The organism is Arcicella sp. GW458-12-2-14-TSB2, assembly GCF_059423785.1.
The window spans coordinates 1-13,343 of the sequence record NZ_JBWKYN010000169.1 but is presented as its reverse complement, the minus strand read 5'-3'; the positions used below and the strand labels follow the sequence as shown (position 1 = coordinate 13,343).

The 13,343-nt window shown below is 31.4% G+C and carries 12 protein-coding genes; all 12 read left to right on the top strand.

Annotation, left to right across the window (positions count from 1 at the left end):
• Positions 1-156 precede the first annotated feature (156 nt).
• The 12 genes from AC07XN_RS19530 (at position 157) to AC07XN_RS19475 (ending at position 13,333) form a co-directional block, all read left to right on the top strand.
• On the top strand, positions 157-876 hold the full coding sequence (locus AC07XN_RS19530; RefSeq protein ID WP_494744256.1) for a hypothetical protein: 720 nt from the start codon (positions 157-159) through the stop codon (positions 874-876).
• Between the two features lie 72 nt (positions 877-948).
• Positions 949-2,523, top strand: coding sequence for a hypothetical protein (locus AC07XN_RS19525; protein WP_494744255.1), 1,575 nt, complete (start codon positions 949-951; stop codon positions 2,521-2,523).
• Positions 2,524-2,728: 205 nt separating this feature from the next.
• Positions 2,729-4,402 carry a capsule assembly Wzi family protein gene (locus AC07XN_RS19520; RefSeq protein ID WP_494744254.1) on the top strand — a complete coding sequence of 558 codons (1,674 nt, stop codon included), beginning with the start codon at positions 2,729-2,731 and terminating at the stop codon, positions 4,400-4,402.
• A gap of 71 nt (positions 4,403-4,473) precedes the next feature.
• The gene (locus tag AC07XN_RS19515) at positions 4,474-5,304 is read left to right on the top strand and encodes a polysaccharide biosynthesis/export family protein (RefSeq protein ID WP_494744253.1); all 831 of its coding nucleotides are present in this window, start codon (positions 4,474-4,476) and stop codon (positions 5,302-5,304) included.
• Between the two features lie 40 nt (positions 5,305-5,344).
• A complete protein-coding gene (locus AC07XN_RS19510) occupies positions 5,345-7,732 on the top strand; it encodes a GumC family protein (RefSeq protein ID WP_494744252.1) in 2,388 nt (795 codons plus the stop codon).
• Positions 7,733-7,770: 38 nt separating this feature from the next.
• A complete protein-coding gene (locus AC07XN_RS19505; protein WP_309924358.1) occupies positions 7,771-8,436 on the top strand; it encodes an acylneuraminate cytidylyltransferase family protein in 666 nt (221 codons plus the stop codon).
• A 19-nt stretch (positions 8,437-8,455) separates the two neighbouring features.
• The gene (locus AC07XN_RS19500) at positions 8,456-9,487 is read left to right on the top strand and encodes a GHMP family kinase ATP-binding protein (protein WP_494744251.1); all 1,032 of its coding nucleotides are present in this window, start codon (positions 8,456-8,458) and stop codon (positions 9,485-9,487) included.
• Positions 9,488-9,518: 31 nt separating this feature from the next.
• On the top strand, positions 9,519-10,115 hold the full coding sequence (gene gmhA2 / locus AC07XN_RS19495) for a D-sedoheptulose 7-phosphate isomerase (RefSeq protein WP_309924363.1): 597 nt from the start codon (positions 9,519-9,521) through the stop codon (positions 10,113-10,115).
• A gap of 5 nt (positions 10,116-10,120) precedes the next feature.
• Positions 10,121-10,810, top strand: coding sequence for a nucleotidyltransferase family protein (locus AC07XN_RS19490; RefSeq protein WP_309924365.1), 690 nt, complete (start codon positions 10,121-10,123; stop codon positions 10,808-10,810).
• A gap of 20 nt (positions 10,811-10,830) precedes the next feature.
• Complete coding sequence (gene gmhB, locus AC07XN_RS19485; protein ID WP_494744250.1) at positions 10,831-11,277, top strand: D-glycero-beta-D-manno-heptose 1,7-bisphosphate 7-phosphatase; 447 nt, start codon at positions 10,831-10,833, stop codon at positions 11,275-11,277.
• 170 nt (positions 11,278-11,447) lie between these two features.
• On the top strand, positions 11,448-12,128 hold the full coding sequence (locus tag AC07XN_RS19480) for an inositol monophosphatase family protein (protein WP_494744249.1): 681 nt from the start codon (positions 11,448-11,450) through the stop codon (positions 12,126-12,128).
• A gap of 149 nt (positions 12,129-12,277) precedes the next feature.
• Entirely contained in the window at positions 12,278-13,333 is a 1,056-nt protein-coding gene (locus AC07XN_RS19475; RefSeq protein WP_494744248.1) for an acyltransferase family protein, read from the top strand.
• The last annotated feature ends 10 nt before the right edge of the window (positions 13,334-13,343 follow it).

Sequence of the window (13,343 nt, the reverse complement as noted above, 5' to 3'; positions counted from 1 at the left end):
TATATTACTATTTTGATATTGAATAATATATTTCAGATAAAATATACCGCTTAATAATTTTTTTATATGAAAATCGAAAATTGTTCTTACTTTTGACTTAGAAGAATGCAAAAATTCTAAGTTTCATCTAATTACTTGAGATTTTAATTCTTTAATATGTCTAAACGCTATCTAACTTTCATGCTATTTCTTTTTGCATTTTATCTATGCAGGAGTGAAGGTGTTTATGCGATATACGACTCAACAAACGTTCATAAACATAATGTTTCAATAGGATTATCAGTAGGTACAATTGGCCCTAGTATTGAAGTAGCTACTAACATTTCAAAAAATAATCGTTTTTTTTGTAGACTTGGTACTAGTTACTTACAATACCATAATCTTTTCAAAGTAGATCTTAATAGTAAATCAACTATTAATGTTGAACCTGATTTAAAATTCAACCAAATTTTCTTAGCTGCTGACTATTACCCTTTTAAAAAGAGTAGTTTCCATCTATTGCTTGGAACTAGCTACATATACAACTTTAATGTATCGTCTTTTATAGATACTGACACGGGTATAAACATTGAAGGAGTAGAAGTAAATGCAGAGGATTTTGGAGAAATTAATTTAAAAATCAATTGGAATAAAGTTGTACCGTTTGTAGGATTAGGCATTGGTAGGGTTGTTCCTCGAAGAAGAGTTGGCTTCAACTTTGAATTAGGTTGTTACTACATGGGAAATCCAAAAATCGATAGTAAATATTTTGGTGTTCTTGATACAACTAATGCCGATGAACTTATTCCAATTATCGAAAGAAATATAAAAGACTATTCATTTTTACCATATATTAACTTTAAGTTAAAGTACAGAATTACTAAGACTAAACAATAGATTAACAGATTTTATAATTTAAAGCATCTTATTCATCTTTATTGTAGTAGTAACAAAGTCCTAAAATCAAAAATGAAATTCTTTGGATATTCCATAATGTTGATTTTTATTATAAGCTCCTTATATGCTTGTAATAATCCTTTGGAAGACGTGTCTATTAAGATAAAAGATCCGCTTACTTCATCTGCTATTAATTTAACATATAAAAATGCTGTAGCAAATGATACCACACTAGTACCGAAGCAAATAAAATTCACCTTTTTAGGGGAAGATGCAGAAGGAATTGTGAGCTCGGTGGGCAATAAAAAAATTAATATTAGTCGCGAAGGTTTATTAGGAATAGCTATTGCCCCTGATTACGTAAAACGACCAGCTAATATAAAAGTAGTTGCTAGCTTAGAAGGTTATCTAACCGATATTAATTATATAACCTTGACTAATACGGCTAATATTAACAAAACGATCAGAATGTTCAACATCAGTAACTTACCTAAAGGGATGAGTGTCGATGTTAAAAAAATAGAAAGTACAAATGTTGAATCTACTACCACTACGTTAAAGACAAATGGGAAAAATGAACAGGTTAGTATTGTTTTAAATGCAGGAACAAATTTGTTAGCCCCCAATACTGAAAAGTTATCAGGGCAATTCTCATACATATTAACACATTTTGAAAATATAGCAAGAGATTTTGTTCCTGCTAATTATACTATCTATCAGGCAGTTGGTGTAGATAATAAAGAAATACCACCTTTTGAATTAGTACCTTATGGCTTTTTTTCCTTAAAAGCCATGAACGATAAGTTTGATGAGGGAAGCAACCTTTCAAAGAGTACTAGCGTAAGTATTGAGATTAGTAATAATAGTTATCATACAAATGGACAAATTCTAAAAGAAGGAGATGCCATACCATTCTGGGGTTATATCAATAATGTTTGGAAAATGTTAGGTAATCCAATCATTAAAAAAAATAGCAATGGTAAATTATATGTAAGTTCAAACATCACTGCACTAACATACTATGCTTTAGGGGAAATGATTCCGGTATGTGTGAAAGGACCAATAATTAAAGTTACTAGCCAAAATAATGGATTAGATATTTATCATTATTGTCGTTTAGTAGAAGTTAGCTCAGGTAGAAATGTTGGAGATTTATATATTAGCTTGAATAATGGAGCTTTGTATTCTTTAGCCGGTAGAAGAAAGAATACTGTATATTTGCAAGTATATAATTTTAATAATCAATTTGGTGGAGATTTATCAAAACCAATTTTTCAATCTCAACCATTTGATTTGTGTGACGAGAAAACAATCCCAGTTAACATTGTTGCTCCTCCGCCACAACCAGTAAATGTAGAATTGATTATAGAATGCCCTAAAGGACAAGTAGTAAATGAACCAGCAGTACCAGTGAAAATTGATATTCAATTTCAACCCAAAGGGGCTGCTGCGAGCGATTGGAGAGATTTAATGACTTTAACCAGAACACAACGCTCTGGAAGTACCTATAAATTAAAAGTAGGCAGTACTTATTCAATCAGAGCCTCGCCAAACCCAGCACAAGGCTGGATATTTTACAAAAGAGATACTTTGATTAAAGATGTAAACTATCGTTTTTATATTGATAGTAAAGATTTTTGTAAGTAGCTATCAATGTCTATACTAGATAATTTGATTGAAAATAAAAATATATGTACTTGATTTTATCTAATGTAATAATTTGTTTTATTAAAAGAGGTTTTGCAAATTGTTAATTGAATAGAGTAATACGTATTTTTACATTAAAAAGAGTTTAATCAAGGTTAATTTAGCTTATAAAAATTCTTTTAGAATACTAAAAATATCCGATTTGATGAAAATATTTACTAAACTGTCAATTTTCTGGTTATTACTATTCTGTTTTACTTTTCAAGTAAAATCACAAATAGTATATGAGCCTACTTATAAAACAGTTTATAGCTATTTATCTAGATTAGCTCAGAAAGGTGTGATAGACTTAAACGATGTTACACTTCCTTTGTCTAGAACTTACATTAGTGGTAAGTTAGATTCTCTAGATAATCATCATGACTTACTAACAAGTTTAGAAAAGGAAGAATTAGTATTTTATCTCAAAGAATATACTATTGAACGAAATCTGACTAAAGAAATACCAGTAGACAAACCCTTTAAAAGCTTTTTCCATACTAACGAGCAAGATAGATTTAGAATTGTAACTTATCAAGACAAACAATTCTCATTTAATCTACAACCTGTAATAGGCTATCAATTAGAAAATATTAATAGCACTACCATTAACCAGCGTTGGATAGGAGCTTGGGTGTATGGTTATTTAGGGAAAAGCATTGGATATAGTGTTGATTTTCGTAATAATCAGTTAAATAATTTATTCCCAGGCTATGATTATCTAAGAAACTTTAATGCAGAACCCGGTAGAATAGGCGATTTGTTAGTGGGAGGTAAAAGATTTGATTATAGTACCATTAATGCATCAGTAACAGCAAAATGGAAATGGGGAAGTGCTACATTAGGTAAAAATGCTTTAGACTATGGATACGGAGCAGGTGGGAAGATAATTTTGTCGGATAAAGCTCCAACTTACCCTCAAGTTCGATTAGATATTAATCCTGCAAAATGGGTTAGCTTTACATATGTACATGCTTGGTTAAATTCTAATCTAATAGACTCTTCATCTATTTATAAAACATCCCTTAAGTCAGTCAATCAATTTGGCTATCGTGGTAAATACTTAGCTTTCCATGCTTTTACACTTAAGCCAACGAAAGGATTAAGCATTTCACTAGGGGAATCTGCTATTTATAATGATAATATTAAAATTGCTTATTTGATACCAATTGCGCTGTTTTCAGGAATGAATCACTACCTAGGCGAAGCAACAAGCGGGCAAAATGCAACGAATACCATATCTAATTCGCAGTTTTTTTTACAGCTTAGTTCAAGAAATCATATTCCTAAAACACATCTATATGCTAGCTTATTTGTTGATGAAATGGAACTTTCATTAACTGGTGGCAATGCAATCGAGCGTAATAATAGAAATCATACAGCTTATCAAGTAGGAGCAAGTATATCAGATTTTCCAATTAATAATTTACATCTAACGCTTGAATATTCTAAAATACAGCCTTTTACTTATATCCATTTTATACAGGCTCAGACTTATCAAAGCAGTAATTATAATTTAGGACATTGGATTGGCCCTAATGCTGACCAGCTTTTTGCTCAATTACATTATAGAGTTATTAGAGGACTAGACGTTAAATTTATATACAATTATATAAGAAAAGGAGCGATAGGTTCAGGAGCTCAGCAGACAGATTTTACTACTAGTTATCCATTTTTATGGGGGACAAATAATAAATATAGTTATGTACAAGCACAGCTTCAATATGAATTTATACACGATTTGTTTTTTAGAGTAAATTACCAAAGTGATAATAACCCGAGTGTGACCACAACTGAAAAAAATAGTAGTATATCAATGGCAATAAATTATAGTTTCTAACACAAGTCCCATTAAACAATCTTAATAATAATTTTCAAAATATCATCTTCACTATCAATTCAATGATGAATATGTTTATTAAAACAAACAAAGTTAAAATCTTTAGACTACTCTTAGTAGCAGTTGGCTTTACGTTATTTTTTGCTTCTTGTGTTTCCACAAAGAACATTACCTATTTTCAAGGGTCTGATCCGCTGGATTCAGTACGCTATTCAACATTGAAAAACATTTCGCCTTTAATTCCTAAAATTCAACCCGATGATATTTTAGCAATTACAATTAGTTCATTAAGTGCGGAATCAAACGAAGTCTTCAACTTTCAAAATGTTACGCCATTGATTACTTCTAACTTCCCAGGAGGTCTTAGTAATGGTATGGCTAGAAATCAACCATTAGGTTATCTTGTAGATCCAGCAGGAAATATAGAAATGCCTTTAATTGGAAAAATACACGTTGCAGATTTGCCATTAGAAGAAGCTGGCGTAAAAATAAAGCATGAATTGACGAAGTATCTGAAAGAGCCCACAGCAAGCGTTAGATATTTAAGTCAAAAGTTTACAATTATAGGTGAAGTAAACCGTCCGGGTATGTACAACCTTTTAGATAATCATACATCATTACCTGAAGCAATTGGGGTGGCTGGTGATTTAACTATTTATGGTAGAAGAGACAATGTAATGTTAATGCGTACAACTGATGGTAAAAGAGAAATCATTAAACTAGATTTGACGAAACGTGATGTTTTAGAAACACCATATTTCTATCTCAGAAGTGGTGATGTATTGTATGTGGAAGCAACTAAGGGTAAAATTACTTCATCAGACAGAACTTTGCAGTTAATTCCAATTGCTACTGGGGTAACAACTTCACTAGTGTTGTTATTAAATTTATTGTTTAAATAATAGGATATTTTTTAATAAGGATAATTAAAGTTTTGAAATTATGATGGATAATTCAAATGATTTTATTGAGAGTAATGAAAGCAGTTTCGATGTAAGAAAGTTCTTTTTAATGTACATCAGGTATTGGTATTGGTTTATATTTTCTTGCTTAATCGCATTAGCTGGTGCATATTTTTATCTTCGTTATACTGTACCCATTTACAGAGTTGGTGCAGTGTTGTTGATTAAAGATGAGAAAAAAGGGATAGGAGGCAATGATATGCTAAAGGAGCTAGAAATGTTTTCTGGCAACAAAATCGTTGAAAACGAAATGGAGGTTTTAAAATCTCGTACCCTTATTGAAAAAGTAGTTGATGATTTAAATCTAACAGTAGCTTACTATCAAAAAGGAGAGATAAGACCTTACGATCAAATTTTTAAAAATTCTCCATTATGGGTACAGCATGGCGAGTTGACTAAACTAGCCTATCAAGAGCCTTTGTTTATTAAAATACTTAATAGACAAAAGTTTGAGTTGCAAAATAAGACAGGAGAACCAATAGGAACATTTGCTTATAGTCAAAATATTAGAAGTAAGTATGGTGCTTTTCGAGTTTTCTTAAATGATTCTCTTTATCGTACTGATAATGATTTAATCAAAATTAATTTTTATGATAAAAATTACTTGGTTGAACAATATCAGAACAATATCAAGGTAGAGTTATTGAATTTAAAAAGTACAGTATTAAAGTTATCATTGGAAGATGCCTCACCGACCAAAGGAAAGGCAGTATTGTCAAAACTAATTGAAGCATATACCTTCTCAGCGTTGGCTGATAAGAATATGGAAGCTACTGCTACTTTACAGTTTATCGACCAAAGATTAAGATTAATTACTGGAGAATTAGGAGATGTTGAGAAAGATGTTGAGACTTACAAAAGTTCACAAGGTATCACTGACTTGAGTGTTGAGGCTAATTTGTTTTTAGAGAAAGTGAAAGAGAATGATACTAAAATGAATGAAGTAGATATTCAATTAAAAGTATTAGACGGTGTTGAAAACTATTTAAGAAGTAGCCAAAGTGGTGCTGCACCAGCAACATTGATGGTAAACGACCCTGTATTGATTGGATTACTTGGTAAGTTGAATGAATTAGAAATTCAGAGAGAAAAATATGCAAGAACTACAGAAGCAGCCAACCCTTTATTAGGAACTATTAATACTCAGATTGCAAATACTAAAGCTGCAATTAGAGAAAGTATTTCTAACCAAAAACAAGGATTGTTGGTTACTCGTACTAGTTTGAAAGGATTAAATAATCGCTTTGAGTCTTCTATCCGCACAATTCCTAAAAAAGAAAGAGAGTTTGTAAACATTAAAAGACAGCAAGGTATTAAAGAAAGTCTTTTCTTGATGCTTTTACAAAAGAAAGAAGAGACTGCTATTTCTTATGCATCAACTGTAACGGATAGCCGTTTAGTAGACGAACCTTATAGTGACCCAAGACCAATAAAACCAAAAGGTAATTTTATATACCTGATTGCATTATTGATAGGTATCATCATCCCAGCAGGTGCTATTAACCTAAAAGAATCATTTAATGATAAGATTCAGTCGAAAGGTGAGATTGAAAGTACTACTGGAATTTCAGTTTTTGGTGAAATTGGTAAGAAACCAAAAGAAATGAAAGATAATATTGTTGATATGAAGAGTACGAGTTTCTTAGCAGAACAATTCAGAACGCTTCGTACTAATTTACAATATGCAGCTGGGGGTGTTAATATTGATGGCAGGGGGAAAGCAATATTATTGACGTCATCAATTGGTGGAGAAGGTAAATCTTTTGTGAGTATTAACCTATCTTCAAGTATTGCCTTACTAGATAAAAAGGTTATTGTGCTTGAACTAGATTTACGTAAACCAAAAGTTTCTGAATATTTAGGAGTATCACGTGAAGTAGGTATCTCAAACTATCTGATTGGGCAGGCTAGTATTGAAGATATTATAAAGCAAAGTTCATTACATCCAAATATGTTTGTATTGCCTTCAGGACCTATTCCTCCTAACCCTTCAGAATTATTGTCAAATGGAAAAATGGCAATCTTGATTGAAGAACTTCGTAAAAAGTTTGATTATGTAGTATTGGATACTCCTCCAGTAGGCTTAGTAACAGATTCTACTATATTGGCAGAATATGTAGATGCAGTATTCTATTTGATGAGATACCAGCATACTCCTAAATCATATCTAAGAGTATTAAAAGACTTAAAAGATAAAGGTAAGTTCAAATCATTAAACATTATCTTTAATGGTGTTGACTATCGTAACTCTAAAGAATATGGTTATGGCTACGGCTATGGTTATGGCTATGGTTACGGTTATGGCTATCATGGAGATACAAAAAAACCAACGTTCTGGGCTAGATTTAAAGATAGCTTCAAAAGCTAAGGTTTATTGAAAATATTAAAATAAGGAACACACACAATATGAAGATAACTGCTGTAATACCAATTAGAAAAGGGTCTGAGAGAGTAAAAGATAAGAATGTTAAACCATTTGGAGATACGTCTTTACTTGAGTTTAAAATAAATGCGCTAAAACAAGTTAAGGAAATAGATGAAATAATAGTGAACACTGATTCAGAGGCTGCTATTGAAATGGCCATCAAACATGGAGTCGGTTTTCATCAAAGAGAAGCATTTTATGCCTCATCAGAATGTCCTGCTAATGACTATTTCTGGTACTTAGGGGAGCATACTGAATGTGATATTGTTGCATACACGCCTGTTACATCTCCATTTATTAAACCAGAGACTTTTAGTAAATGTATCAATCAATTTGATGATGCTCCTGATAGAAGTATCGTTACGGCTAGTATTGTAAAAGAATTTTTATGGAGAGGAGATAAGCCTTTGAATTTTTCTCTTGATAAACATCCTAAGAGCCAAGAATTGACAGATGTTCAAGCTATTAATTTTGGGTTGTGCTTACTTCGTAGAGAAACGCTTGTAAAATACAGAACTATAATCGGACCGAACCCTCAAATATATACTGTTTCTCATGTAGAGGGTTTAGATATTGATACGCCGCTTGATTTTTTCATTGCGGAACAGGTTTATAGTAAAATGAAGGAAGATTCAACGTTGTTTTAACAGCCAATTTTAAAAGCAGATGATAATACGCTCAAAAGCTCCTCTAAGATTAGGACTTGCTGGAGGAGGAACAGATGTTTCTCCATTTAGTGACTTGCATGGTGGATTAATACTGAATGCTACAATTAATTTATATGCATTTTGTACCATTGAAGAGATTGAAGGGAATGAAATTATTTTAAATGCCCCCGATATTAATCAGGAAGCACACTATCCAGTGGCATCACTTCTACCAATTAATGGAGACTTAGATTTAATAAAAGGAGTCTTTAATAGATTAGTAAAAGATTATAACGTTCAACCTGTTGCTTGCAAAATTACTACTTATTCAGATGCACCTCCAGGAAGCGGTTTGGGTTCATCATCTACAATGGTTGTAGCTATACTTAAGGCGTTTGTTGAGTGGCAAAGTTTGCCTTTAGGTGAGTACGAAATTGGCCGTTTAGCCTATGAGATAGAGAGAATTGACTTAGGATTAAGTGGAGGAAAGCAAGACCAGTACGCCGCAGCATTTGGTGGATTTAACTTTATGGAATTCTACAAAGATGAAAAAGTAATAGTTAATCCGTTAAGAATAAAACGCTGGATAATCGATGAGTTAGAGGCATCAATGATTCTTTACTATACTGGAGCATCACGTTCATCTGCCAAAATTATTGATGAGCAAAAAAAGAACACTACTGATGGAAATGTAGCGGCAATCGAAGCTATGCATAATATCAAGAATAGTGCGATTGAAATGAAAGAAGCTTTGTTGAAGGGAGAAATAAAAAAATATTCTGAAATTTTAGGGCGTTCATGGGAGAATAAAAAGAAAATGGCAAGTTCAATCTCCAATAACGACATAGATAAGATATTTGAGATTGCTATTGATGCTGGGGCTATTACTGGAAAAGTTTCGGGAGCTGGTGGTGGAGGTTTTATTATGTTTGTTGTTGATCCAGAAAAACGAGTTAATGTAATTAATGCATTAAATAAACTAGAAGGAAAAATCGTGAGTTTTAATTTTAGTGAAGGAGGATGTCATGGATGGAAAATTTTTAATAAATAACTAACTAATCAGAATAAATATAACTGAAACTATGAATTTGAATCTAATTAAATCCCAAATAGAAGGATCTATTTCTACAAAACAAGCATTATTATCTGATGCACAATTAACAGGTTTAATTGATGAGGTTGCCTCTGTAGTTGTTGCAGCATATAAATCTGGCAATAAAACAATTTTAGCTGGAAATGGAGGTAGTGCCGCTGATGCCCAACATATTGCAGGCGAATTTGTTAGTAGATTTTATTTTGATAGACCTGGTTTAGCTTCTATTGCTTTAACAACAGATACTTCGGTTTTAACAGCTATCGGAAATGATTATGGCTATGAAAAACTATTTTCTAGACAAGTACAAGCTCAAGGTAAGCCTGGAGATATTTTTATTGGTATATCAACTTCTGGAAATTCGCCAAATGTAATTAAAGCACTAGAGACATGCAAAGAGATGGGCATAATATCAATAGGATTAACAGGTGAGAAAGGAGGAGCAATGGCTGATTTATGTGATTATTGTATTAAAGTTCCATCTAACGAAACCCCTAGGATTCAAGAAGTACATATTTTAATTGGACATATTATTTGCTGTATCGTTGAAGAAGAAATATTTGCAGAATACAAACCTAAAAAATAAGTAATATGGATGTAGTGGTATTAGCAGGGGGGTTAGGAACACGGTTGAGAGGGGTGATAAAAGATATGCCCAAACCAATGGCTATGGTGAAGGATAAACCCTTTTTAGAGCACCTTTTAAACTGGGTAACTAAATACCCAATAAACAAAATAATATTAGCTACTGGATATAAGTCAGAAATAATTGAATCATATTTTGGGGATTTTTTCAACGGTATTCCATTAGAATATTCAATTGAAGATACACCTTTAGGTACTGGGGGAGCAATTATCAAGTCTCTTTCAGTTTGTTCTTCCCAAAAAGTATTAATTATTAATGGAGATTCTTATTTCCCGATTGATATAAATCAAATGAATGAGTTTTTTAGCTCTCATAATTCTAAATTTACGATAGCATTGAAAAGAATGTTTGAATTTGAGAGATATGGATCGGTAACAATCGATACTGAGAGTTGTGATATTATACAATTCAATGAGAAAAAATATTGCTCAGAGGGTTTAATTAATGCGGGGATTTATCTAATTGATAAAGAATTTTTACTTAAGAATTCTTATCCTGAGAAGTTTTCATTTGAAACTGAAGTTCTTGAAGTAGAATCTAAATTAGGTAATTTAAAAGGACAAATTTTTAGTGTTGATTTTATAGATATTGGCATTCCTGAAGATTATAAACGTGCTGGAGATTTTATAGTATAGTTATTATTTAAAATAGAGTTATGGTAAAAGCACTTTTTTTGGATAGAGATGGCGTAATTAATGTAGATAAAAACTATGTTTATAAAATTGAAGATTTTGAGTTCAAAGATGATATTTTCGATATCTGCTTAAAATATCAATCTCAAGGTTTTTTGATTTTTGTAGTTACTAATCAAGCAGGAATTGCTCGGGGTTATTATTCAGAGAATGATTTTTGGATTTTGACAAATTGGATGTGTGATAGGTTCCAAGAAAAAGGTATTAATATAAAGAAAGTTTATTTTTGTCCTCATCACCCTGAATTTACGGGGGAATGTTCATGTAGAAAGCCTAACCCAGGAATGCTACTTAAAGCTATAGAAGAATACGATATTGATGTAAATAGCTCTATCATGATTGGTGATAAACAAACAGATATTGATGCTGCTAAGAATGCAGGAATAAAAAATACTATATTGGTTTTATAGGTTGAATATTAAAATAAGCAATATAACACACCAATAGTTTCCATAATAATAATAGTAGTTGGTATTATATAACTTGAGAAATATTAAGTTTGCGACGTTTGTTAATAGATTTATTATCAAGTATTTATAATACCCAACTTACATTAATTAACTTCTTATAAAAAGAAAGTATGATAATCGAAGAAATAAAAAACTTAATTAAAGTCCATTTAAATGAGATAATAAGCCTTAGAAATACTAAGACATTAAAGGATGATGGTAGTTATGTATCTCAAGGTGACTTATTGTGTGAAAACTTAGTGAAGCAATATATTAAGGAGAATTTCCCAGATTATGCACTTGTATCCGAAGAATCTCCAGAAGAAAATACTATTAACTGGAGAAAAGACAAAGTCATTATTCTTGACCCAATTGATGGCACTGAGAATTTTGTTTCGGGTCTTAAAGAATGGGGAGTAGCAATTTGTGTATATGAAAATGGAATCCATAAAGAATCTATGCTTGCGCTACCAGAACTGGACTGTTATCTTAAGACAGGAGATACTTTTGAGCGATTTGAATCAAGAATCTGTGGAATTTCTTCTAGTCTGACCAAAGAAGATATATTAAAACTTGAGCCAGGCTTTGAATATAGAATTATTGGATGTGCTGTTTACAATATGTATAATGTAGTAACAGGCTCGTTTTTTAGTTTTGAAAATCCTAAAGGAGCAAAAGTTTGGGATATTATTCCCGGCTTGAACTTAGCCTTAGAAAATGGCTTATCGGTAGTAGTTAATAACGAAGAATATAAAGGTGAACTTCTTAGTCCAAACGAGAAATATAAATTCAAAATCTTAAACAAAAAATAGGAATATAAACTACCTATCCATTTAAAAAAGGATATACAGTAGCGTATTACCAAGATAGTTTACACAAATGTGTGAATATAGACTTTAATTGATAAAGAGGTTTGATACAGAAGATACTGCTTACAAATATTAATAATTAACACACTATTATGAAAAAAAGGTTAGACTTAATTCAAGTTTTTAGGGGCTTGGCTTCAATGTTAGTTGTATTATATCACTTAGTTTCTACGGGTGAAAAATATTTTTCTACGAAGCCTTTTAATGGTTTCTTTGAATTTGGTTGGGTTGGAGTTGATTTTTTTTTTGTGTTAAGCGGGTTTATTATCATGTTTATTCACTACGGTGATATTGTTAACAAAGGAAATTGGCGTCTTTTTCTAAAGAAACGAGCTATTAGAGTTTACCCAATTTATTGGATAGTAGCTACAATAACCTTTGCCATGTATATGATTTTAATGCATGGGAATATGAGAGATGAATTTATCTTCAATATTCATTCCATTGACCACTGGATATATTTAGTTAAACAATATTTATTGGTTTATCAAGAAACGTATTTTGTTTCTGTTGCTTGGTCATTGACTTATGAAATATTATTCTATTTAATATTTGCCTTATGTATTTTTGTAGGCCTTAGAATAGCTAAATATATTGTCGCAATATGGATTGTAATGATTGCTTTAAAATCTATCACACATGCCCCCATATTCTCTAGTTTTGTATTTGCACCGGGTAATTATGAATTTTTGTTAGGTTGTTTGGTAGGATACCTTTTTTATAAAAAACAGTTTATAAGTATCACAAAAGCCTTAATATCGTTTAGCTTGATTTTAATACTATTCGTTATTTATTTAAACTATTTTGATTTGACCTCTAATATGTTGATAGCAAAATTGTTTTTTGGGTCATTATCAGCATTAATAATTTGGGCATGTGCATCTATAGATTACCAAAAAGTATATAATGCAGCTAAAATTAAATTGTTAGTAATTATAGGCGATGCTTCTTACTCACTATATTTAATACATCCAATTGTACTTTCTACCCTATGCAGAGTGTTTGCAAAAATTAAATTTCAAACAGCGTTTTCATCTGCAATTAATAATATGTTGTTTTTGATTATTTTTATTTTAACAGTTCTTGCAGGTTTCTTATTCCATTTTTTTGTAGAAAAAAAGGTATTAGCATATTTTTCAAATAAATAAACTATAGAAT